The 22,645-nt window shown below is 64.2% G+C and carries 28 protein-coding genes; 23 read left to right on the forward strand and 5 right to left on the reverse strand.

Annotation, left to right across the window (positions count from 1 at the left end; genetic code table 11):
• The first annotated feature begins 95 nt into the window (after positions 1-95).
• The 5 genes from sucC to ACOZ4H_RS12235 all read left to right on the forward strand — a co-directional run bounded on the left by sucC (position 96) and on the right by ACOZ4H_RS12235 (position 4,925).
• Complete coding sequence (sucC, locus tag ACOZ4H_RS12215; RefSeq protein WP_151146552.1) at positions 96-1,244, forward strand: ADP-forming succinate--CoA ligase subunit beta; 1,149 nt, start codon at positions 96-98, stop codon at positions 1,242-1,244.
• On the forward strand, positions 1,241-2,113 hold the full coding sequence (gene sucD / locus ACOZ4H_RS12220) for a succinate--CoA ligase subunit alpha (RefSeq protein WP_424329536.1): 873 nt from the start codon (positions 1,241-1,243) through the stop codon (positions 2,111-2,113). Before sucC ends, sucD begins: the two co-directional genes overlap by 4 nt.
• Positions 2,114-2,156: 43 nt before the next feature.
• A complete protein-coding gene (locus tag ACOZ4H_RS12225; protein ID WP_424329537.1) occupies positions 2,157-3,149 on the forward strand; it encodes an ATP-binding protein in 993 nt (330 codons plus the stop codon).
• A 248-nt stretch (positions 3,150-3,397) separates the two neighbouring features.
• Positions 3,398-3,634, forward strand: coding sequence for a transcriptional regulator (locus ACOZ4H_RS12230; RefSeq protein ID WP_424329538.1), 237 nt, complete (start codon positions 3,398-3,400; stop codon positions 3,632-3,634).
• A gap of 265 nt (positions 3,635-3,899) precedes the next feature.
• Positions 3,900-4,925 carry a sensor histidine kinase gene (locus ACOZ4H_RS12235; RefSeq protein ID WP_424329539.1) on the forward strand — a complete coding sequence of 342 codons (1,026 nt, stop codon included), beginning with the start codon at positions 3,900-3,902 and terminating at the stop codon, positions 4,923-4,925.
• A gap of 20 nt (positions 4,926-4,945) precedes the next feature.
• Here the strand turns inward: ACOZ4H_RS12235 and ACOZ4H_RS12240 are convergent, their stop codons facing one another.
• Positions 4,946-5,377: an SRPBCC family protein gene (locus ACOZ4H_RS12240; RefSeq protein WP_424329540.1), complete on the reverse strand. Its 432-nt coding sequence runs from the start codon at positions 5,375-5,377 to the stop codon at positions 4,946-4,948.
• Between the two features lie 60 nt (positions 5,378-5,437).
• On the opposite strand from ACOZ4H_RS12240, the gene ACOZ4H_RS12245 reads away from it, so the two are divergent.
• From ACOZ4H_RS12245 to ACOZ4H_RS12265, 5 genes are read left to right on the forward strand one after another with little or no spacing between them, the layout of a single operon-like run.
• Positions 5,438-6,340: an ATP-binding cassette domain-containing protein gene (locus ACOZ4H_RS12245; RefSeq protein WP_424329541.1), complete on the forward strand. Its 903-nt coding sequence runs from the start codon at positions 5,438-5,440 to the stop codon at positions 6,338-6,340.
• A complete protein-coding gene (locus ACOZ4H_RS12250; RefSeq protein WP_424329542.1) occupies positions 6,341-8,257 on the forward strand; it encodes a PrsW family intramembrane metalloprotease in 1,917 nt (638 codons plus the stop codon).
• Entirely contained in the window at positions 8,250-9,338 is a 1,089-nt protein-coding gene (locus ACOZ4H_RS12255) for an ABC transporter permease (RefSeq protein WP_424329543.1), read from the forward strand. Before ACOZ4H_RS12250 ends, ACOZ4H_RS12255 begins: the two co-directional genes overlap by 8 nt.
• Positions 9,339-9,381: 43 nt before the next feature.
• Positions 9,382-10,359 carry an aldo/keto reductase gene (locus tag ACOZ4H_RS12260; protein WP_424329544.1) on the forward strand — a complete coding sequence of 326 codons (978 nt, stop codon included), beginning with the start codon at positions 9,382-9,384 and terminating at the stop codon, positions 10,357-10,359.
• 57 nt (positions 10,360-10,416) lie between these two features.
• A complete protein-coding gene (locus ACOZ4H_RS12265) occupies positions 10,417-10,710 on the forward strand; it encodes a hypothetical protein (protein WP_146417373.1) in 294 nt (97 codons plus the stop codon).
• Between the two features lie 7 nt (positions 10,711-10,717).
• On the opposite strand, the gene ACOZ4H_RS12270 is transcribed toward ACOZ4H_RS12265, so the two are convergent.
• Positions 10,718-11,218 (reverse strand): macro domain-containing protein, encoded by a 501-nt coding sequence (locus tag ACOZ4H_RS12270; RefSeq protein ID WP_420182597.1) that lies wholly within the window; start codon positions 11,216-11,218, stop codon positions 10,718-10,720.
• A 119-nt stretch (positions 11,219-11,337) separates the two neighbouring features.
• On the opposite strand from ACOZ4H_RS12270, the gene ACOZ4H_RS12275 reads away from it, so the two are divergent.
• The 12 genes from ACOZ4H_RS12275 to ACOZ4H_RS12330 all read left to right on the forward strand — a co-directional run bounded on the left by ACOZ4H_RS12275 (position 11,338) and on the right by ACOZ4H_RS12330 (position 18,937).
• Positions 11,338-12,042, forward strand: coding sequence for a YqjF family protein (locus ACOZ4H_RS12275; protein ID WP_424329545.1), 705 nt, complete (start codon positions 11,338-11,340; stop codon positions 12,040-12,042).
• A 21-nt stretch (positions 12,043-12,063) separates the two neighbouring features.
• Positions 12,064-12,738 (forward strand): DUF2071 domain-containing protein, encoded by a 675-nt coding sequence (locus tag ACOZ4H_RS12280; RefSeq protein WP_424329546.1) that lies wholly within the window; start codon positions 12,064-12,066, stop codon positions 12,736-12,738.
• 80 nt (positions 12,739-12,818) lie between these two features.
• Complete coding sequence (locus ACOZ4H_RS12285; RefSeq protein ID WP_424329547.1) at positions 12,819-14,204, forward strand: response regulator; 1,386 nt, start codon at positions 12,819-12,821, stop codon at positions 14,202-14,204.
• Positions 14,205-14,240: 36 nt separating this feature from the next.
• Positions 14,241-15,035, forward strand: coding sequence for an HAD-IIA family hydrolase (locus tag ACOZ4H_RS12290; RefSeq protein ID WP_424329548.1), 795 nt, complete (start codon positions 14,241-14,243; stop codon positions 15,033-15,035).
• A gap of 66 nt (positions 15,036-15,101) precedes the next feature.
• On the forward strand, positions 15,102-15,692 hold the full coding sequence (locus ACOZ4H_RS12295; protein ID WP_424329549.1) for a DJ-1/PfpI family protein: 591 nt from the start codon (positions 15,102-15,104) through the stop codon (positions 15,690-15,692).
• A 197-nt stretch (positions 15,693-15,889) separates the two neighbouring features.
• Positions 15,890-16,117: a zinc ribbon domain-containing protein gene (locus ACOZ4H_RS12300; RefSeq protein WP_424329550.1), complete on the forward strand. Its 228-nt coding sequence runs from the start codon at positions 15,890-15,892 to the stop codon at positions 16,115-16,117.
• 2 nt (positions 16,118-16,119) lie between these two features.
• Complete coding sequence (locus ACOZ4H_RS12305; RefSeq protein WP_424329551.1) at positions 16,120-16,290, forward strand: hypothetical protein; 171 nt, start codon at positions 16,120-16,122, stop codon at positions 16,288-16,290.
• Positions 16,291-16,461: 171 nt separating this feature from the next.
• On the forward strand, positions 16,462-16,710 hold the full coding sequence (locus ACOZ4H_RS12310; protein WP_424329552.1) for an MTH865 family protein: 249 nt from the start codon (positions 16,462-16,464) through the stop codon (positions 16,708-16,710).
• Positions 16,711-16,841: 131 nt separating this feature from the next.
• Complete coding sequence (locus tag ACOZ4H_RS12315; protein WP_200830810.1) at positions 16,842-16,991, forward strand: hypothetical protein; 150 nt, start codon at positions 16,842-16,844, stop codon at positions 16,989-16,991.
• An 81-nt stretch (positions 16,992-17,072) separates the two neighbouring features.
• Entirely contained in the window at positions 17,073-17,765 is a 693-nt protein-coding gene (locus ACOZ4H_RS12320) for a metal-dependent transcriptional regulator (protein ID WP_424329553.1), read from the forward strand.
• Positions 17,762-18,469, forward strand: a complete 708-nt coding sequence (locus tag ACOZ4H_RS12325) for a TMEM165/GDT1 family protein (protein WP_424329554.1) — start codon at positions 17,762-17,764, stop codon at positions 18,467-18,469. Before ACOZ4H_RS12320 ends, ACOZ4H_RS12325 begins: the two co-directional genes overlap by 4 nt.
• Before the next feature lie 69 nt (positions 18,470-18,538).
• Positions 18,539-18,937, forward strand: a complete 399-nt coding sequence (locus ACOZ4H_RS12330; protein WP_424329555.1) for a hypothetical protein — start codon at positions 18,539-18,541, stop codon at positions 18,935-18,937.
• A 75-nt stretch (positions 18,938-19,012) separates the two neighbouring features.
• Here ACOZ4H_RS12330 and ACOZ4H_RS12335 read toward each other — a convergent pair whose 3' ends face one another.
• The 3 genes from ACOZ4H_RS12335 to ACOZ4H_RS12345 are packed head-to-tail and all read right to left on the reverse strand — an operon-like array spanning position 19,013 to position 21,869.
• Positions 19,013-19,987 (reverse strand): metal ABC transporter permease, encoded by a 975-nt coding sequence (locus ACOZ4H_RS12335; protein ID WP_424329556.1) that lies wholly within the window; start codon positions 19,985-19,987, stop codon positions 19,013-19,015.
• Complete coding sequence (locus tag ACOZ4H_RS12340; protein ID WP_424329557.1) at positions 19,984-20,781, reverse strand: metal ABC transporter ATP-binding protein; 798 nt, start codon at positions 20,779-20,781, stop codon at positions 19,984-19,986. Before ACOZ4H_RS12340 ends, ACOZ4H_RS12335 begins: the two co-directional genes overlap by 4 nt.
• Positions 20,782-20,789: 8 nt before the next feature.
• Entirely contained in the window at positions 20,790-21,869 is a 1,080-nt protein-coding gene (locus tag ACOZ4H_RS12345) for a metal ABC transporter substrate-binding protein (RefSeq protein ID WP_424329558.1), read from the reverse strand.
• A 157-nt stretch (positions 21,870-22,026) separates the two neighbouring features.
• On the opposite strand from ACOZ4H_RS12345, the gene ACOZ4H_RS12350 reads away from it, so the two are divergent.
• Positions 22,027-22,617 (forward strand): winged helix-turn-helix transcriptional regulator, encoded by a 591-nt coding sequence (locus ACOZ4H_RS12350; RefSeq protein WP_424329559.1) that lies wholly within the window; start codon positions 22,027-22,029, stop codon positions 22,615-22,617.
• The last annotated feature ends 28 nt before the right edge of the window (positions 22,618-22,645 follow it).

A 22,645-nucleotide genomic window follows, 5' to 3' on the forward strand; every position in this document is an offset into this window, starting at 1 on the left:
GCTATCCCGACCCACAGTAAACTGGGACGGATTCCGCGTGGTCGCAGGAAGAGAAAGACGGATTTAAATCGCCACCGCTCGCCTCTCTGCATGACATGCGCTTGCACGAATACCAGGCGAAGCAAGTCTTCGCTGACGCGGGCATCCCGACGCCCGCCTCGCAGCTGGCCGAGACAGTAGATGAAGCCGTCGACGCGGCCGAGGAAATCGGATATCCGGTCGCCATCAAAGCACAGGTACACGTTGGCGGCCGCGGCAAGGCCGGCGGCATCAAGCTCGTCGAGTCCAAGGAAGAGGCTCGCGAGGCCGCCGAGGACATCATCGGGATGGACCTCAAGGGCTACCACGTCTCGAAGGTGCTCGTGGAGGAAGCCGTCGACTTCGTCAACGAGCTGTACGTCGGCGTGACGATGGACCGCGGCGAGGGCCGCCCCGTCGCAATGGTGTCCACCAAAGGTGGCGTCAACATCGAGGAGGTCGCCGAAGAGGACCCCGACGCCATCGCTCGGGAGCACATCGACCCCGCCTTCGGCATGCACCCGTTCCAGGCTCGGAAGGTCGTCTACGAGGCCGGTGTCGACCGCGAGGTCGCAAACGACGTGGCGAGCGTCCTCACGACGCTGTACCAGCTCTGGGACGACCGTGACGGCGCTGACACGGAAATCAACCCGCTGATGATTACGAGCGACGACGAGGTCATCGCGGCCGACGCCGTCATGAACATCGACGGCGACGCGCTGTTCCGCCAGCCCGAAATCGCGGAGATGGGCGAGGAAGCGGCGGAGGGCGACGAACTCGAACAGAAGGCCGACGAGTACGGCTTCGACTACGTCCGACTGGACGGCAACGTCGGCATCATCGGCAACGGCGCGGGCCTCGTGATGACGACGCTGGACCTCGTGGACTACTACGGCGGCGAACCCGCCAACTTCCTCGACGTGGGCGGCGGCGCGAAGGCCGACCGCATCGCCAACGCGCTCGACATGGTGTTCTCCGACGAGAACGTCGACTCGGTCGTGTTCAACATCTTCGGCGGCATCACCCGCGGCGACGAGGTCGCCAACGGTATCAACCAGGCGCTGGAGCAGTTCGACGAGATCCCGAAGCCGGTCACCGTCCGACTCGCCGGCACGAACGCCGAGGAGGGGATGGAGATTCTGAACGAGGACCTGGTGACGGTTGAGCACACGCTGGAGGACGCAGTTCAGCGTGCGGTCGAGTACGCAAAGGAGGTGGAAGCATGAGTGTTCTAGTCGACGAAGACACGCGCGTCGTTGTACAGGGAATCACCGGCGGTGAAGGGAAGTTCCACACCGAACAGATGCTGGAGTACGGGACGAACGTCGTCGCCGGCGCAGTGCCCGGCCGCGGCGGGCAGGAAGTCGCCGGCGTGCCGGTGTTCGACACCGTACAGGGCGCGGCTCGCGAAGCCGACGCGAACGCCGCCGTCGTGTTCGTGCCGCCGGCCTTCGCCGGCGACGCCTGCTTCGAGGCACTCGATGCAGACGGTATCGACCTCGTCGTCGCCATCACCGAGGGTATCCCGACCCAGGACATGGCCCGGGTCTACCGCAAACTGCAGGAGACCGACACGCACCTCGTCGGTCCGAACTGCCCCGGCGTCATCACGCCCGGCGTCGCCAAACTCGGCATCCTCCCGGGGAACATCTTCTCCGAGGGGAACGTCGGGCTGGTCTCCCGCTCGGGGACGCTGACCTACCAGGTCGTCGACAACCTCACCAACCGCGGTATCGGCCAGTCGACGGCCATCGGTATCGGCGGCGACCCGATCATCGGGACGGACTTCATCGGCGCGCTCGAGCAGTTCGAGGCCGACTCCGACACCCACGCTGTCGTCATGTGTGGCGAAATCGGCGGCGAAGACGAGGAAGAGGCCGCCCGTTACATCGGCGAGCACATGGACACGCCGGTCGCCGGCTTCATCGCCGGCCGGACCGCGCCGCCCGGAAAGCGGATGGGGCACGCCGGCGCTATCGTCTCCGGCTCCGGTACCGGGACCGCGCAGTCGAAGATTACCGCCCTAGAGGACAACGGAGTGCCAGTCGGTGACACGCCGGAGGAAGTCGCCGACCACGTCGAAGACCTGCTGTAGGGCACCGTCGGTTTCTTATCACCTGTTTTCGTAATGCCAGGGGATGACGCCTGCTCGTGGGACCGTCTATCTCGTGGCCGGTACCGAAGCGACTGACCGAGCTGAGGCACTCTCCGAAGCGCTGACAACGGACGGCGCAACGGCCGAAGCGGTCCGAGACACGAGCGTCGTACAGGACCGGCTGAGTGACGGGGATGTCAGGGGTGTCGTCATCAGTGACGACGGCGACTACGACGGGGTTGCGGTATTCGAGGAATTACGGGCGACAGGGGCCGAGATTCCGATAGTACTCGTCGCGACCGATCCCGAACCGGACCGGGTCACCGAGGCGCTCCGGACCGGCATCACCGATTATGTGACCGCAGAAACGCCCGCATCCCTGCTGGCCGCGAAACTCGAAGCGTACGCGACCCGGTGGCCGACCGACTGGCGGGTCGGTGCCATACAGTGGGACGACATTTCGAGCGGCGTCTCCCACGACGCGAAGAACCCGCTGAACGTCGTTATGGGTCGGTTAGATCTACTGGATATCGGTGAGCCCCACGAAGACGCATTGCTTCGGTCTGTCCGCCGAGTCGAGACGCTGCTTACCGACCTCTCCCGCATCGGGAGCATCGCGTGTCCCGTCTCTGAAACTGATTCGCTCTCGCTGGCTGACGTAGCGAGGGAGGTCTGGGCCGCAGGGAGCTACGAGGACGCGACGCTAGAACTGTCGACGGACGCGTCTATCGACGCCGAACACGACCGGCTACAGTTGCTTCTCCGCGAACTGTTCGACAATGCGGTCACACACAGCGAGAAGCCGGTGACCGTCACTATCGGCGACACCGATTCAGGGTTCTACGTGGCCGACGACGGCCCCGGGATTCCCGAAGCGGACCGCGATGAGGTGTTCGATCAGGGCTTCGGGACAACGCGGGACGGGGAGGGATACGGACTGTTCCTGGTCGACACCGCGGCGAGAGCCCACGGCTGGACAGTGTCGGTCGGAGAGAGCGAGTCCGGCGGCACGCGAATCGACGTGACGGCAGCCTAGCGGTTTTTTCACACGAGCTAGACGTGGTACGCCATGACACAGCGACTACCAGTATCGGGTTCCGAACAGTCTGATGCCGAGATATGTACATGGGTGGGCAGTTCTGTCAGCAATTACTGTCCAAGATATGAGAGGTCTAACCCGTCGAAAACCGACGGACGGCGGACGGCCCGTACCTTCCGACAACGGAAAGAAGCGGCCGTGAACGTTCCGGTATCGCTATAAGGGATGAATCTGTATTCTCAAATATGCCTCATATTTGTCGGAACTGCAAGCGGACCTTCGGCACAGAACTCGAACTCGAACTCCACCGCGACACGTGTTCGGCTGGACAGCTCTACTGTGATGAATGCGGTGACCGGTTCACGGAGCGGGCGGCCACGGAGGACGGCTGGCACTATCGATGTCCGAATGACGACTGCGACGGAAGCGGCATCGACGACGACATCCACAAAGTATCGGACGCACGCGTAGCCAAACAGTAGCTGGCAGCAAGAACAGACTGGGCCGGCAGTAACGCGGACTGTAACGTCGGAAAACACGTCGGATGCCTGTTCGGTTGGCCAGCAGATGTAAATACACGTCTAACAAATCGATGCGGAAGTGACAGACCCAGATCGTCGCTCAGATCGCCTGCCGGCCGTTATTCAGGGAATCGGGTGGTTACTCCTCCTCGCAGGCGTCGGCAACTATTTTTATTTCTCTCCTTCGGGACTTCCAGCCCTTTTTACGGCCGATTTCGTGGTCAGCATGCTGGCAATCGTGCCGTTTGCAGCGGCGATCATCGTCGGCGGATTCTGGCTCGACAACTCGGAGATCGACCCCGACCACTATCGTCGTATCGGCGTCTGGTTCACCGGGGGACTCGTCTGTTTCCTGCTGTTGAATGTCGTGATGATCCTGACGTGGCCGACGGGTGCGCTGAGTGAGGACATCGGCTGGGCGCTGTTCGCGGCTATTGTCGGCGGCTTTGGTGGCCTAATGATGGGTATCTTCGAGGCCCGTGCGATCTCGCGGGCCGTCGAAGCCGAGCGACAGCGGCTCCAGCGGGAGGCCGTCGAGCAGCGCAACGAACGCCTCGACGAGTTCGCGGCCGTGGTCGCACACGACCTCCGGAACCCGCTGAACGTCGCTTCCGGTCGTCTCGAACTCGCACGGATGGACCGCGACTCGGAGCACCTGGAGACGGCTGCGGGGGCGATGGATCGAATGGAAACGCTCATCGACCGGACGCTGACGCTGGCTCGGAGCGGGCACGTCATCAGCGATACGGAAGCCGTCGATCTCACAGAACTGGTCGATAGCTGCTGGGAAGCCGTACCGACGGCAGACGCGACGTTGGAAAACGAGGCGACAGTCGTCATCGACGCCGACCCGGATCGGCTCCGTCACCTGTTCGAGAACCTGTTTCGGAACAGTGTGGAACATGGTTCCACAGGCAGTCAGTCGCAGTCCGGCGCCACCGTCGAACGCGTCGACGCTGACCTGACAATTCGTGTCGGCGAGCTGACTGAGGGGTTTTACGTCGCCGATAACGGCTCCGGAATCCCGCCCGCCAAGCGTGATGCGGTGCTCGACGAAGGGTACACCACCACAGACGGCGAAGGTGGGCTGGGGCTGGCAATCGTCCAGCGCATCGTCGAAGCCCACGGCTGGGAAATCGACGTGACCGAAAGCGACGGAGGCGGGACACGCTTCGAGGTTACGGGCGCTACGATATCAGGTAGCCCCGACGAGGACGGCTATACGCGACCGGAGACGCCAGTACAGTCCTGACTGCTCGGTGCGGCGGCTGCCTACGCTTCGCGTCGTTGTGCGATAGCGGCGATGCGCCGACACGCTCGGGCACACACCGGCGCGTAGCCGGTCGCCAGCGGCGGGATCTCGAACCCGACGACGGAGCCGGTGGTCCGTTCCTCGGCGAAGTGACCCGTCGCGGGGAGCCGTGCGACGTTCCACGTCCAGCGGTACGGCGTACACGCCGTCACTTCAAACGGGAGCCACACCACGCCGGCAGCGCGAACGCGGCCGGCCGTCCCGTCATTGATGTACCGACTCTCTGTCTCGACGGCCGTGACCGACGGTCCCCAGTCGGACCAGCAGTCGGTGTCGGTCAGGATATCCCACACGGTGTCGACCGACGCAGCGACATCGTGCCGGACGATCAGCCGCCGCCCGTCCGGTGTTTGCTCGACCGAAACGCTGCTGCCGCCGAGTTCGAGTGCCATTATCAGAAGCAATAGGCCGGAGCCAAGGTATAGGTTAGTTCACTCACAACGAACCGGCAGATGATTGACGCCCGGGATATTCGGAAGGAGTACGGCGGTTTCGTCGCTGTACAGGGCAGTTCGTTTTCGGTCGACCGCGGCGAGGTGTTCGGTATCATCGGGCCGAACGGGGCCGGCAAGACGACGACGCTGAAGATGCTCGCGGGCCTGCTGGAGCCGACGAGCGGCTCCGCCGAGATAGCGGGGCTCGACACCGAGACCGCGGAGATGCGCCAGCAACTGGGCTTTCTGCCCGAGGAATCGCCGCTGTACGAGGAGATGACGCCGCTCTCCTATCTGAAATTCTTCGCCGATCTCTACGACGTGGACCCGGACGTGGCCGAGGAGCGGATGCACGACACGCTGGACGAACTCGAACTCGAACACCGCGACCGGAAGCTCGGCGACATGTCCAAGGGGATGAAACGGAAGGTCGCCATCGCACGCTCGCTCATCAACGATCCCGACGTGCTCATCTACGACGAGCCGGCGTCGGGGCTGGACCCGCTGACGACAAACTACGTCATCGAGTTCACGGAGCAGTTGGCGAAAGAAGGCAAGACCATCGTCTTCTCGGCACACAACCTCTTTCACGTCGAATCTATCTGCGACCGGGTCGTCATCATGAACGAGGGCGAAATCGTCGCCCGCGGCGACCTCGAAGAACTCCAGGCCGAGTACGGCCACACCCGGTATCACGTGTACACGACCGTCGACGTCCCCGACGCGGCGCAGGAAAACGGCTCGTACAAGCGGGTCGTCGAGAGCATGGACGCCGTTGAGGAGACGCGCGAGCGGGCGGAGGCAAACGGCGGTGACGTGGTCGACATACGGACGGAGGAGTCCAGCCTGGAGGAGGTGTTCCTCAACGTCGCCGAGGCCGGGACCCGCGGCACGCGGTACGTCGAGGAGGACGCGGAGTAGATGCAACTCGACAAACTCCTGCGCGTCGCGAAGTGGGAGGTGACGAAAAACGCCGGCGGCGTCGACAAGCGGACAATCGTCGTGATGGCGCTGTCGCTCGTCGCGATGGGCGCGGTCGCCGCGATAGCCGTCAGCGGCGGCGCTGGTGCGGGCATGGACGACGGCATCTACCGGATTGGTGTTGACGAGTCCAGCCCGTACTACGGCGTCGCGGCCGACGACCCGACCTTCGACATCCGTGAACCGGACCCCGCCGCCGTCGAACGACGCCAGCAGGAACTCCTGTATCGGGGGACCCAGCTCCAGAGCGTTCCACGGACGGCCAAAGAGCGGGCCGCACTGACCGAACTCCGCGACAGCACGGCGCGGTACAACGACCGGACACTCGCTCAGGACGACAACCAGACCGCTGCGTTCCCCGTCTCTGTAACGCTCGTCTACGAGCAACAGTCGGGGAGCAGCCAGCTTGACCCCCGGAACGAGGACGACAGTGACGGGTCTGGCTCCTCGGACGGCGGCTCCAGCTCCTCGGACGGCGGCGGGTCGAGCACCGGTGGCAGCGGCGACAGTACAAGCGATGGCGGCAGCGAGGGAACCGCCGGGGGTAGCGGCGACGGCTCGGCAGCAAGCGGCGACGGTGATGGAACCGCCGGCGGCAGCGGCGCGAACCTCGGCGCTATCGGGGCGCGGTTGACCGGCGATGTGCAAGGTGGCACCCCGTCGGACATCTCGCCGCCGTTCCCCTTCGAGTCGCTCGTGCTCGCCTTCCTCTACATCGTGCCGATGAACTTCGTCATCCAGGCATACGGCTCGTCGATGCTCTCGGAACGGCTGAACCGCCGTGGCGAACTCCTGCTGGTGACGCCCGCCTCCCGCGGGGACATCATCGGCGGGAAGACGCTCCCGTACTTCCTGGGTGCCGTCGGCGTGGCGACGCTCATCACCGCAGCGCTGCGGTTCGGGAACATCGCGCCGGCGGGGAGTTACGTCGCGGTGCTGGCCGTAGTCCCGCTCGTCGTCCTCTTCCTTTCGGCGACGTTCTGCGGGGCGATGTTCGCCCGCTCGTTCAAGGAACTCACCTTCGTTACGGTGACGATAACCGTGACGCTGACCTCCTACGCGTTCGTCCCGGCCATCTTCACCGACGTGACGCCGATTGCGCTCATCTCGCCGCTGACGCTGGTCGTGCTCGATCTGACCGGCCAGTCGGTCGGGCTCTCGTCGTTCGTGTTCTCGGTGACGCCGCCGCTGCTGACCGGGCTTGTGCTGTTCGGCCTGGGAGCCGGCCTCTACAGGGAAGAGGACATGTTCACCCAGCGGCCGATCCCGCTGAAGGTGCTCGACGCGCTGGCTGGGCGCATCAAGACTCGCAGGAGCGCGCTGAAGATGAGCGTCATCCTGTTGCCGCTGGTCATCGTCGCCGAACTGGCGGCTGTCGCGTTCCTGTTCGTCCTCGATTCGGTGTCGCTGAACGTCTTCGGGACGAACCAGTCGCTGGGCATCGTACTAGTGCTCGGCGTTATCGTCATCGTCGAGGAACTGGCCAAGAGCCTGCACGTCTACGCCGGCTACGAACACGCCCGCTACGAGCGGACGCTCCGGTCGGCACTTGGCGTCGGCGCGCTCTCCGGGCTCGGCTTCTTCATCGGGGAGAAAGGCCTGCTCATCGCCAGGCTATCCGACCTGGAGAGCCTGCCAATCGGCGAAGCCGCTCTGCAGGGCGCAACGTTGCCCGCTGGCCTGCCGCTGTGGGTCGCGGGGCTACTGTTCCTGCTCCCGCTGGCGCTGCACACGGTGACTGCGGCCATCTCGTCGGTGGGTGCGAGCCGCGGTCGCCGAGCCTATCTCGGGGGGCTGGGGCTGGCTATCGTCATCCACTTCGCCTACAACTTCGCGGTGGTGAGCACCCTTGTCTGAGGACCGCCCTCTCTGGCGTGACCCGCGGGTCGTCGTGGCCCGGCGGGACATCCGCTCGCTGTCCCGCGAGAAGACCATCGTGCTGGCGCTGCTCATCCAGCTGTTCGTCGCCGGGTTCTCCTCCTTTCTCGTCGTCGGCCTCACGTCGCTGTACGACCCCGGCTCGGTCGCGGCCGGCGAGGTCGAGATGGCTGTCACCGGCGACGCCCGCGAGGAACTGGAGGCCGCGGCTGCTGAACAGGACGGGACCAGCGTCACCGCCTTCGAGAACGAGGCCGCCGCACAGCGGGCGTTCGACCAGCGACGGGTGGACGCGATACTGCGCGGCGACTACGTGCCGTCGGCACGCGGGCCGGGGGAGCGGATAGCGGTCACCGCTATCGTGCCGGAAGGAAGCATCCGGTCGACGCTCATCGTCGTCGAGGTGCGCCGGGTCCTGAGCGCGCTGGAGCGCCAGGAGCGACTGGAGCGGACGCCGTATCTCGACCGGCCGCCCGTGCCGCTCCCCGATACTGTCAGCGCGAGCCAGTACTTCGGGTTCACCTACACCATCCTGATTCCGCTGTTGCTGTTCCTCCCGCCGTTCATCAGCGGCTCGGTGGCCGTTGACACCGTCACTGAAGAACTCGAACGCGGCACGATGGAACTGCTCCGAGTGGCCCCGGTGTCGCTGCTCGACATCATCGACGGGAAGGCGCTGGGGATGGTGTTGCTGGCCCCCGCGCAGGCGCTGTTGTGGCTCGCATTGCTGTCGACGAACGGCATTGCCGTCTCGAACCCGGCGGCGATTCTGCTGTTCATCACAGCCGTTACTGTCGTCGTCGTGACGCTCGGGGTCGTGCTGGGCATCACGCTCCAGAACCGTCGCCCGGCGCAGTTGCTGTTCTCCGTGCTCACACTCGTGCTGTTCGGCGGGGCCGTTGTCCTCCCGGAGCACCCGGCGACCACGGTGGCGAAGCTGGCCGTCGACAGCCCGACGCTGCTGACCTACGGCCACGTCGGCGGGGCAGTTCTGCTAGCGGTCGCCGGCTACGCTGTCGCCAGGCTGTACATCGGGCGGGTCGCGGCGGAGTCGCTGTAGTCGACGGCGAACCTTTTTCGCCAGCGCGCCCGCGAATCCGAGCATGGAGTACACGACACTCGGGTCGACTGGCATGGAGGTCAGCCGGCTCTGTCTGGGCTGTATGAGCTTCGGAACCTCGGAGTGGCGCGACTGGGTACTCGATGAAGAGGAGAGCCGCGAGGTCATCGAGCGGGCCATCGACCTCGGCATCAACTTCTTCGATTCGGCCAACATGTACTCGATGGGTGAGTCCGAGCGCGTCCTCGGGACCGTCCTCGACGACTACGACCGCGACAGCCAGGTCGTGGCGACGAAGGGGTACTTCCAGATGGACGAGGACGACCCCAACTCCGGCGGGCTCTCGCGAAAGGCCATCGAGCAGGAACTGTCGAACTCGCTTTCCCGGCTCGGGATGGACACCGTCGACCTCTACCAGATCCACCGCTGGGACTACGACACGCCCATCGAGCAGACGCTCCGGGCGCTCGACGACGCGGTCCGGCGGGGCCAGGCGCGCTACGTCGGTGCGTCGTCGATGTGGACCCACCAGTTCGCTGACGCGCTCCGGACGAGCGAGCGCGAGGGGCTGGAGCGGTTCGAGACGATGCAGAACCACTACAACCTGCTGTATCGGGAGGAGGAACGCGAGATGCTCCCGCTGTGTGAGAAAGAGAACGTCGGCGTGATGCCGTGGAGCCCGCTGGCCCGGGGCTATCTCACCCGACCGCACGAGCAGGTCGAGGAGACGGTCCGGGGCGAGACGGACGACTACGCTCGCGAACACCCCTACTACGAGGGGAACGGCCGCGAGGTCAACGAGCGCGTGCAGGAACTGGCCGACGAGTACGACGCCTCGATGGCACAGATCGCGCTGGCCTGGGTGCTCGACAAGGAGTGGGTCGACGCACCGATTATCGGGACGAGTAGCCTCGAACACCTCGAAGAAGCGGTCGCGGCGCTCGAAATCGACCTCTCGGCGAGCGACGTGGAGTGGCTGGAAGCGCCGTACGAGCCAGTTCGGGTGTCTGGCCACGAGTGAGCCGCCGAAACGGTTAACCTGCTGTGTGATGAAGCGCTAGGTTGAGGAAAGGTAACAATGACCAATGCTCGGGGGCCGAGCAGCGAGACATTCGAGGAGACGACGGGCAGTGACGCCTGCGTCTGCTCGATAGGTAACGCGGTCGAACACTACGTGACCGGGATACTGGGTCTCGTCGCGACGCTCGTCGTCGGTATGCAGGTCTATCCGTGGCTACAGTCCGTCGCCGATACCATGTCGTATCTCGGTTCGACGTGGCTGGTGTTTAGTTTCGCCGCGATATGGCTCGTCTGCTGGATCGCACTTGAAGTCGCCTGGGAGTGGCGTGCCGGACGGGTACACCTGCTGTAACGGACAGTTAGTCGCGAACGTCAGCCGCGACTCGTTGCATCCCTTCGAAGTCATCGTCGGAGTAGGCGATGAGTCGCACGTCTGTCAGGTATTCGGGCTGGTATTCGTCGATGACAGTGCAGATAATTCGGATACCCTCCTCGAAGTCGAACCCCGCGATACCACAGCCGATGGCTGGAAGGACCAGCGACTTACAGTCCAGCGCGTCCGCTTCCACCAGTGCGTTCCGGGTTGCGGTGCGGATGCTCTCGGCGGTTGATTGACCACCCGGTGGCATCGCAGCGGCGTGGATGACATACTCGGCGTCGAGGTCGTAGGCGTCGGTCGTGGCGACACCGCCGGGGTCGACCGGTCCCTTCGCGACGGCCTCGTCATTCAGCCCCGACCCGGCCGCGCGCTTGAGCGCCCCCGCGACGCCGGAGCCCATCTGCAGGCTCGTGTTCGCCGCGTTGACCAGTGCGTCCGCCGACTGTGCAGCGATGTCGCCCTGGATTACCTCGAACTTCATGCGCGATGCTGGGAGCGGAGTGGTCAAAGTTTTAGTGCCGATGCGGCCGGACGCGATCATTGTCGTCTGTCACCGCGCCCCACGACAGGCAGAAACCTGTCTGGCCCCTACTACCGGACATGGACCTGCTGACGATGACGTGGCGGGACGTGGGGTTCATGCACTGGCCGGTCGAGCCCGACATCGTCCAGTCGACGCTGCCGGACGGGCTTGATGTCGACACGTACGACGGGCAGGCGTGGCTCAGCGTGGTCCCGTTCCAGATGGCGGACATCAGGCCGCGAGGCAGTCCGATCGGGCGGTCCTTCGGCGAACTGAACCTCCGGACCTACGTGATCGCCGACGGGACACCGGGGGTGTACTTCTACAACCTCGACGCCGACGACCGCCTCAGCGTCACGCTGGCCCGGCGGCTGTTCCAGTTGTCCTACTACCAGGCATCGATGCGGGTCCGGACCGACGGCGAGAGCGTCGAGTTCCGGAGTAGCCGGACCAGCTCGCGCGCACCCCCGGCGGACTTCCACGCCACCTACGAACCGACCGAGGCACCGTCGACACCCGAACCGGGCTCTGTGGAGTCGTTCCTGGTGGAGCGCTACCGCTTCTACGCCGCGAGCGACGACGGCACGGTGTATTACGCCGACATCGACCACGAGCCGTGGCCGCTCCAGGCAGGACGAGCGGATATCCGGACGAACGGGCTGTTCGCCGCGTCCGGGTTCGACAGCCCCGACGGCGACCCGCTCGTCCACTACTGCGCCGAGATTCCAGTGACAGCGGGGCGACTCCACCGGCTCGACGGGGTCGCCCAGTACACTGATTAGCGTGTCGGCCCCAGTAAGGGTGTGGTCGCCCTCCGTCCGCTGCAAGTCACGCTCGACGACGTGTGCTTCTGTCACTGGCCGGTCTCCGAAGCAGCGGTGCAAGCGGCCGTCCCCGACTGGCTCACCGTCGAGACGGCCGACGGCGACGCCTGGGTGTCGACCGTCGCGGCGACCGTTGACCGCGTCGAGACGTTCGGTATCGAGATCGCCGGCCCCTCGGAGTTGCTCACAGTTCGAACCTACGTCCGCGGGCCGACCGGCCAACGCGGGGTCTGCGTGCTGGCGCTGTTCGGTGATGACAGACGGACGGCGACAGCGGTTTCGGAGCTGTTTCGCATCACAGTCGGCGACGCTACCCCGCGGACGCTCTCAACGGCCGACCGTCGTCGGGTCCTTGACGAAGGGAAGCGGCGACTGTTCGAGTGCCGGTACACAGCCAGTGGTGACCCAGTGGCGATTCCGCCGGACTCGCTGGCCTCGTTCCTCGTCGACCGGCAGCGATACTTCACGACCGGGCGCTTCGGGACGCACCTCGTCGGCAGCGTCGGTCACGATCCGTGGCGGCTCGACCGCGTCGACGCCGCTGTGACCGGGTCAGTACTCCCATTGGTTGACATATCGGATTGTGAGTCAGACCCACTAGTCCATCACAGCCCCGGCCTTCGAGTATCGATTGCCCCGCCGGTGCCGCGATAGCGCGGTCCAGCGGTCGACCTGGCTCCCTTGAAATATAAGTACGGACAGACCGTTGGGGGCACAAGGAACCCGCCGCCCATATGACACCTGGAAATAACATACGGACGCTTGTCGTCGACGACAGCGATTTTTTCGCGGAGATGACCGCTGATACGCTCACGCAGCAACACGGCATCGAGTCGGTTGCTGCAAACGGTGCCACGGAAGCCCTAGATCGCCTCGACGGGGGAGGGTTCGACTGTGTCGTCAGCGACTACGAGATGCCCGAGATGGATGGGTTAGAACTCCTAGAGGAGATCAGGGAGACAAACCCGTCTATTCCGTTCATTCTGCTAACTGGGAGAGGGGATGAAGAGACGGCCAGCGCGGCTATTGCGGCGGGTGTCGCCGACTACCTCCTGAAGCTCGAAGTCGTCGAAGACAAACAGTACGGCCGGCTGGCGAACCGGATCAAGAACGTCGTTTCCCAGGAGCGCACCCGCAAGAAGTTCGAGTCGCTCGTGGCGGACTCGCCGGACGGGATCGTCCACCTGACGACTGACGGGACCATCCTTTCGGTGAATCCCTCGATGGCAGACAGACTAGATGACGACCCCGACGCGCTCGTCGGTCGGGAACTGGGCGAGGTGATGGACAGCGAGGCGGCTAGCCAGCGCCTCGAAGCCGGCAAAAGCGCGGTCGAAAACGGTGCTGCGACGCGGTCTGAGGACGCCGTCGGTGGACGACATTACCACAACCAGTATATCCCCGTCGACAGTCACCGCAAAGCCGATACCTTCCAGTTGGTCTCACGCGACATCACTGAACGCGTCGAACGCCAGCGCGAACTGGAGCGCCAGAACGAGCGGCTAGAGGAGTTCGCCAGCGTCGTCAGCCACGACCTCCGGAACCCGCTGAACGTCGCTCAGGGCGCGGTCGACCTGCTTTCGGAACCCGCCGATAGCGAAGAGGCCGAACTGGTCGCCAAAATCGACCGGTCACTGGACCGGATGGGCTGTATCATCGAGGACGTGCTCGCGCTGGCCCGACAAGGCCGAACTGTCAGTGACCCACAGGCAACGGAGCTATCGACGCTGGCATCGACCGCGTGGACCTGGATCGAGGCGGAGCAGTCATCCATGTCGGTCGAATCGAGCGCGGAACTCGCGGCCGACAGCGGGCGCGTCCAGGACCTGTTGGCGAATCTGTTCCGGAACGCCATCGAGCACAACGACGGCGAGGTCGAAATCGAGGTCGGGCTGCTGGAGTCACGCGACGGCTTCTACATCGCTGACAACGGCGCGGGCGTCGACGGCGATGCCGACGACGTGTTCGAGATGGGGTATTCCTCGACGGAAGGCGGAACCGGATTCGGCCTGGCTATCGTCGAACAGGTCGCCGAGGCCCACGGCTGGGAGGTGTCACTGATTGAAAGCGACAGCGGCGGGGCACGCTTCGAAGTGACAGACGTCGAACTGCACGACTGAGACGGATTTTTCACCGCCGGGTCCCGAGTGGTGGTAATGACAGTCGAGGGGGTCATCGTCGACCTGGACGGAACGGTGTACCATGGAGACACGCTGTTGCCGGGCGCGGCGTCGGCAATCGACGTGTTCAGGGAGCGCGGCCTGGGAATCTGCTTCTTCTCGAACAATCCAATCCACGACGGGAGCGAGTACGTCGAGCGCTTGCGGGGGATGGGCGTTGACGCCCGCGAAGGTGAGGCCTGTTCCTCCGGCGTCGTCACCCGCGAGTACCTCAACGGGTCCCACGCGGGGGACAACGTGTTCGTCATCGGGAGCGACCAACTCCGCGGCCTGGTCGAAGGGACGAACGCACGCCTGGTCGAGGACCCCGCTGAGACCGACGTGTTACTGGCCTCGTGGACGGACGGCTTCCACTACAACGACATGGTCGACGCGCTCCGGGCCGTCGACGACGAGACCGTCTTCCTCGGGACCGACCCGGACCGGACGTTCCCCGGCGAGGACGGCGACCCGGTCCCCGGTTCCGGGGCGATAATCAACGCCGTCGCCGGCGTCATCGAGCGGGACCCAGACCGGATACTCGGCAAGCCCTCCGAAATAGCCGTCCAGGCGGCGCTGGAGCGGTTGGGCTGTGCTCCAGCGGATTGTATCATCGTCGGTGACCGACTAGAGACGGACATCGCGATGGGCGAGCGGAACGGAATGACGACCGTGCTCGTCAGGACCGGCGTGTCCAACGAGCGGTCGCTGGAACGGAGCGCCGTGACGCCCGACTACGTCATCGATTCGCTTGCAGACATCGAACAGGTGCTGGCGGCCCTCGACGCGTGACACGAAACTGGTAATTCACCTGCGGCTTTATTTCGACAGCGACCGTAGCGTTCACCGGTGTTTCCAATGGGCAAAGACATACTCATGATCGTCGGCGATTTCGGCGAAGACTACGAGATAATGGTGCCGTTCCAGGCGCTGCAGATGGTCGGCCACGAGGTCGATGCAGTGTGTCCCGACAAGGAGGCCGAAGAGACGATCAAGACAGCGATACACGACTTCCGCGGTGACCAGACCTACATGGAGTCCCGCGGCCACGACTTCGTTCTGAACGCGACGATGGCCGACGTGACCCCCAGCGACTACGACGCGCTGTGCGTGCCCGGCGGTCGCGCCCCCGAGTATCTCCGGACGTACGACGAGGTCCTTGACGCGGTACGGCACTTCTTCGAGGAGGACAAACCCGTGGCGGCGCTGTGTCACGGTCCGCAGATCCTTGCCGCCGCCGACGTACTTGACGGCTACGAGATGACGTCGTACCCGGCCTGTCGCGCCGAGTGCGAGGCCGCCGGCTGTTCGTGGGTCGACGAGGTGGTCACCGACGGCAACCTCGTCACCGGCCAGGCATGGCCCGACCATCCCGAGTGGCTCGCGCAGTTCATGGACCTGCTCGGGGACGAAGTGTCCCACGGTGACCCGATCCCGGCCGACGATTGAGCGCCCTCGTCGGCTGTGCCATGTAGGATTGAGGGATTCATAACAAACAAATAACGCGGGCGTTTCTCTCCGTTGAGGCGGGTGGGTTCTGGCATAGTGCACCACTGAGTTCTCCCGCCTCGTTTTGCTACGTTCGTCGTAACTGTCGACAGGGTAGCAGTAGATTTGTTACGTAGGGGGACAAAACGTCGGCTGCAATGCCCTCCAACACTCCACCGCAAGACGACGACCGCGGCTGTCCGAAATGCGGTCACACCGGTACCGACGTGGGTAGCATCTCGACCACCGGCGGCGGCTTCTCGAAGATGTTCGACATCCAGACGAACCAGTTCCAGGTCGTCACGTGTACGAACTGTGGCTACTCGGAACTGTACCGAGACACTGGGTCCGCGGGCAGTGACCTGGCGGATATCTTCCTCGGCTGACGATGCCCGCCGTAACCGGGCTGTTCGTCGTGGTCCTACTGCTCGCGGTGGCCGCACCGCTGGCCCTGTACGCGCTGGTCCGAAGCGAACGCGATCAGCGCGTCGAGACTGACCGCGAGACGGCCGAACGGGTGGCCCGGCGCGACACGGATGACGAGAACCGGGTACGGTAAGCAACCCGGGACCGTCGCGCCGGTCGGACAGACGCGGCGTTCTCATACGACCCCACACTGACCCGACGACGCGAGGGTCCAACAACGACGCGGCCCCAGAATAAACTCCAAACAATGGGAAAGTGTACCGATGTCGAACCTTTTATGATAATTCTCGCACAACGTCCGGCCATGGTTGATAAAGAAGACCTCCGCTCACAGTTTGTCGAGGCGTTTGAGGAAGCAGACTACCCGATCTCCAGCCCAATGGATCTCGTTCCGGCGCTCCCGAGCGGCCCGTCGACGAAGTTCGAATCCGGCGACTTCTCGATGACGGCGATGGAACTGAACACGAAACTCGACGGGGAGTTCCCGTACGACAACGTTGATGCGTTCGTCGACGATGTCATGGCCTCGCTGGAAGATCAGGACCTTATCTGAGCGGGTCAAGCTGAATTCACGGCCGCGTCGCTGATTTCGCACCACAGGCCGCGATACTCCCGAATGAGTGGGTCGGTAGCTGTGCTTGCCCGACCCTTGAGCTTTATCAGGGCAACGTCCCTAGCCGGGGTATGGTCGGTTTGTCGGGGATCGAGACGCTCGTTCGGACGTTCGGACCATTTCTCATTCCCGCGACGCTGTTCGTTCTGGGTGCTATCGGCTATCTGTTTCTGTGGCTCCTCACCCGGCACCGGCGAGAAACGTACGCTGCTGACGAGTGATAACGGTCGCCGGATCTGACCGGCACATGCAAAGTTGTTGGAACCGCCAATCTTTTGCGTTAGATCCGGCTAATTTGGTGTATGTTGAGTGCCAAGATGGAGGATTATCTGAAGGCGATCTATCGTCTGGAGCGGGACGGCGACCCGCCGATTTCCCCGTCTACTATCGCCGAGATGCTGGACGTTACGGCACCGACGGTCACCAGTATGGTCGAGAAACTGGCCGACCGCGGCCTGATCGAACGCGAGAAGTACAAGGGCGTGCGGACGACGCCGGAAGGCGAGACGGTCGCCCTGGAGATCATCCGCCACCACCGCCTGCTTGAGACCTTTCTCACCGAGCAGTTGGGCTACGACTGGGCCGAGGTTCACGAGGAAGCGGAGGTGCTCGAACACCACATCAGCGAGGAGTTCGAGCGCCGGGTCGCGGCCGTCCTCGACGAACCGGAATTCGATCCCCACGGGGACCCGATTCCCAGCGACTCGCTGGACCCCATCGACGACGAGTCCGCGACGGCGCTGTCGGAGCACGGGGAAGGGGGGCGACTCGAAGTCGCACGGGTCCGGGACCGTGACCCCGACGAACTCACGTATCTCTCCGACGCCGGCATCACACCGGGAACCGTGCTGACCGTCGAGGAGGTCGCCCCTATCGGGATGGTGACAGTCCAGCTAGAGAGCGGGGCGTCAGTGTCGTTACCGGACCACATCGCCGACGCGATTCAGGTCCGCGCACCGGACACGCAGAGCGAAGACGGAGTGAGCCAGGTGTGAGCGACGCGACGTGGCTGACAGTGGTAGCGATAGCAGCCGGTGCACAGTTGGCGGTCCTTCCCGGCGAGAAGGTCCAGTTCATCATCGCCGGCCTGTCGACGCGGTTCAACCCGTTTCTCGTCGTCAGCGCCGCCGGCACGGCCTTCGCCGGCTGGACGGCACTGGAGATCTGGTTCGGTTCCGCGATCACGTCGGTACTGCCCGGAATCGTCCTCGAAAGCCTCACCGCCGGGATGTTCCTGCTGTTCGCGATACTACTGCTTCGCAGCGCCCCGGCAGCCGACGCGGAGCAACAGGAACCCGCGTCCGGCTTCACCACTGACGGCGGCCAGCTAGACGTTCGCGTCCCTATCGTCGACTGGCGTGTGCCGAACAAGCTCGGCGGCTTCCTGCCCATCTTCGCGATGATGGCCTTCGGCGAGTTCGGCGACAAGACCCAGCTCATCACGATCACACTCGCCGCCCAGTACAGCGCCCATCCCAGTGCCATCTGGGCCGGTGAGATGCTCGCCATCATTCCGGTGAGCCTCGCCAACGCGCTGTTTTTCCACCGCTTCGCCCATCGCTTCAATCTGCGAATGGCCCACTTCGTCGGCGCGGGGCTGTTCCTGTTTTTCGCCGCGGACTTCGCCCTGAGCGTGACGATGGGGTTCTCGCTGTGGGAAACGATGATATCGGGCATCGCGGCGCAGATGGGGGTCTGAGACGGTGTGCTGCCGGCTGCTGTGTGAGCGACAGAAGACTTTTCGAGAACGGCCGAACAGTTCTGGATGATGCCCTCCAGACGCACCGTCCTCACAGCAGGCACACTCTTCGCACTCTCGGGCTGTTCCGCGCTCAGTACCGCGAGCGCTCGGCTCGCCGGCGTACGGCTGACGAATACCGGGTCGGCGACACGTGAGTTCGAGTTCACGGTCACGGTCGGCCGCGAAACGGTGTACGACGAGACACATACCGTCGCGGCTGACGAAGACGGCGCAACCGTGGAACTGGACGATGCGCTTCCGGACAGACGGGGCAGCATAACGATAGCGACGGCCATCGCCGGGACCGACCTCTCGGAGGCGACGACGTTCGACGACGACAACTGCTACGATGTCATTGTCGAGTACACCGGCGACGACGTAGTCCACTGGCAGAGCGGAAGTAGCGACTGTGACGCGTTCCGATGACTCGCTCGCAAGCTAGCGCTTAGTCACCAACCGTGGCCCTCAATTGCGACCATCAGCCCCCGTCGAGGTCGTAGTTCAGTCCTGACTGATGCTGTCGAGTTCCCGCGTCTCGTCCGGAGCGCCCGTCTGGCGGGCTTTCCCGGCAACCACCGAGAGGACGTAGATCCCCACCGCGACGAGCACGATGACGCCGCCGGCTGTCGCACCGGCGTAATATGAGACACCGATGCCGATCACGACGGCCAGTTCGGCCAACACAATCGAGACCAGGAGCGACTCCGAGAAGCTCCGGGACACCTGCGTCGCGCCGGCGACCGGGACGACCAGCATGGCCGCGACGAGGATGACGCCCATTATCTGCATCGCGCCGACGACGACGAGCGCCGTCAGCATCACCATGATCCGGTTGTACCAGGCCACCGGGAGCCCGGAGACGGCAGCGGCAGTCTCGTCGAACGTGACGTACAGCAACTGGTTTCGGGTGAGCGCGACCGTTGCGACGATGACGGTGAACAGCCCGAGCATGATGACCGCGTTCTCGGCGGACACCGTCGAGAGGTTGCCAAACAGGTACTGATTGATACCCACGGCCAGTCCGCCGGCGTTGAGGCTGATGAGGACCGTTCCCAGCGCGAACCCGGTCGAGAGGACAATCGCCATCGACACGTCGTTGTAGGCGTCGGTCGCCTCGGAGATGAGTTCGATGAGCAGCGCCGCGATAACGGCCACGACGACGGCGGTGAGATACGGCGAGACGCCCAGCTCGAAGACGCTGTTGAGAAACAGCCCGACGGCGACGCCGGCGAAGGCCGTGTGGGCGAGCGCATCCCCGATGAGTGCTAGCTGGCGGTGGACGAGGAAGGTCCCGATGAGCGGCGCGATAACGCCGACGCACAGCCCGACGAGTATCGCCCGGTACATGAAGGTGTACTCGGGGCTGATGAGCTCCAGCCCGGTCAGATGGTAGAGCTGTGTCAGCAGCCAGTACCAGGCTTCGAGGACCGGAAGGAACACCTCGTAGACGCCACCAGAAGCAAATGCGAGCGTCATCCGCCGCCTCCGGTCAGCGACTGTGCACCCGTCCCGAACGCTCTGGCCAGCGCCGCGCTGTCAGTGAATTCCGTCGACGGGCCGTCGAAGTAGATCTCCCGGTTCAGACAGATGACCCGCTCCGCGTGTTTGGTGACGGCCTGCAGGTCGTGTTCGATGAGGAGGACGGTGATCCCCTCGGCGTGGAGCGAGTCGAGCAGTCCGTAGAAGGCGTCGACCGATTCGGTGTCCACGCCGACGGTCGGCTCGTCCAGGACGAGCAGGTCGGCCTCGCCCGCCAGCGCTCGGGCGATGAACGCCCGCTGGCGCTGCCCGCCGGAGAGCTGGGTAATTCGCCTGTCGGCGAACGCCGTCATCCCGACCGTGTCGATGGCCCTGTCGACGATTCGCCAATCGACTGCGGAGAGCCGGCCGAACCCGACGTGTGGGAACCGGCCCATCTTCACCACTTCGCGGACCGTTATCGGCATCTCCTGGCTCGCGCCGGAGCGTTGCGCGACGTAGCCGACTCTGGCCCCGTCGTCGAACGCCGTCGCGTCGACGCCGAACAGCTCCGCAGTGCCTGTGTCCGGTTCCAGCAGGCCGAGCAGCAACTGCATGAGCGTCGATTTGCCGGAGCCGTTCGGGCCGACCACGGCGACGTACTCCCCGGCGTCGATACTGACGCTGATATCTTCGACGACGGGTGTGGAGGTGTACCCGAACGACACGTCCGCGAGTTCGACGACGGGTGACCCGTTCCCGTCCGAATCGGTCGTCGCTTCGTCAGTATTGTCTCGGTGGTGGGAACGCATCGACATAATCACTCGAAGTTCCGCCAGGTCTCGTTCCAGCCGTCGGGACCCGCGTCTTCGGGCGCCTTGTTGCCCAGGACGACCTCGAACGTCGGCATATTTATCTGATAGGCGATCTCCTCGTAGCCCCAGTCGTTTGCCACCCACTCCTCACGGACGCCGGCGTACGGCGTCACCGGGTAGTAAGCCTCGACCGATGTCTCGGCGATCAGTTGTCTCGCCGGCTTCCGGGTTTCGAAGACGCCGGCCCCGATGTACCGGATGTCGTTGTCTTCGATGACCGCCTTCGCCTCGGTGATGTCCGACGGCTTCACGTCACCGCTGGCCGCGAGATTGACCACGAGCGGGCGCATCCTGACGCCGTAGCGCGCCCCGATGTACTGGAAGGCGTTGTGCGCCGCGAGCTGGACCACGTTCCGGTCAGCCCGGTCGAAAATCTCGGCGTAGTCAGCGTCGATGCGGTCGAGAACCGCTGACTTGTACGTCTCGGCATTGTCCCGGAGCGTGCCTTCGAAATCCGGCGCGAGCCCGACCAGCCCCTCGGAGATGTTGTCGACCGACTGTTTCGCGCGCTGCGGGTCGAGCCAGAAATGGGGGTCGCTGGCTCTGTTCTGTCCGACCCCCTCCTCGTCGCGGTCGAGGCTCGCCGCGAGCGATTCGAGTTCGATACCCTCGCGGACGTTGATGAGTTCGGTATCCACGTCGTCGTCTTCGAGCGTCTGAATCGCCCGGTCCGCCCACGGCTGGAAGTCCGGGCCGACGTGGATGAACGCGTCCGCGTCGATGATATCCCGCGTGATGCTCGCGTCCGGTTCCCAGCCGTGGCCGTGCAGTCCGGTCGGGATGAGGTTCCTGACCGTTATCGGCGTCCCGCGTGCGACCTCGCGAGCGAAGTCGTAGAAACTGAAGAAAGACGCCACCACGACCGGTCCGTCCGCGCCGCTTGCGTCGCCTTCGCTTGTGGACGCTTCGGCCCCACCGCCGGTAAGACAGCCGGCAAGTCCGGATGCAAACACTCCCGCTCCGGCACAGAGGGCTTGCCTGCGGGTGAGTCCACGCGACTGCTCGCTACAAGATTCGATAGTCATTATATGTGGATTGCTATCGCAGAAGTATTTAATAGTTAGTATCTAATTAATAGATTAGACTGATCTAATCCAGCGCGGTTCTCGGACCCCATGCTTCCGGTGAACCACAGACGGGGGCGGACACAACGCATAAATCGGCGCTGGAAGTTGGTCCGATATGCCCGGACTCGACGACACCGATCACGAGATCCTCCGACTCCTGCTCGAAGACGCCAGACGGCCCTACAGCGACATCGCCGAGCGAGTGGACCTCTCGGCCCCTGCAGTTTCGGACCGCGTCGACCGACTCGTTGAAATGGGACTGATACAGGGGTTTACTCTCGATGTCGACCGCTCACTGCTGCAAGCCGGCGTGCCGGTCCTGATCGAAGTAGACGCGAAGCCGGGTCGGGCCGCCGACATCGCTGCAGCGGTCAGCGACGCAGATACCGTCGAGCGTGTCTATCAGACCGCCGGCGGCCGGGTAGTTCTGGCGGCGACCGTCCCCCAGTCCGACGCGAGCGAACTTCTCTCCGAACACATCGACCTCGGGGACGTGGACCGCTACGAGGTTCGGATGATCGCGGACAGCGAGTGGACCGTCGGGCTGGGTGCGGCGGAGTTCGCACCTGACTGCGCGGAGTGTGGCAACTCTGTCGACGAGGAAGGCGAACAGCGCACGCTCGACGGCGAGCGGTACTACTTCTGCTGTGGCTCCTGTGCGGAACGGTTCGTCGACCAGTACGAGTCGCTGAGAGAGGGGGTCTGAACGCCAGCATAGACTTTAGAATAGTATG

It is taken from the genome of Haloarcula amylolytica (assembly GCF_049705545.1).
GTDB classification, from domain to species: Archaea; Halobacteriota; Halobacteria; order Halobacteriales; family Haloarculaceae; genus Haloarcula; species Haloarcula amylolytica_B.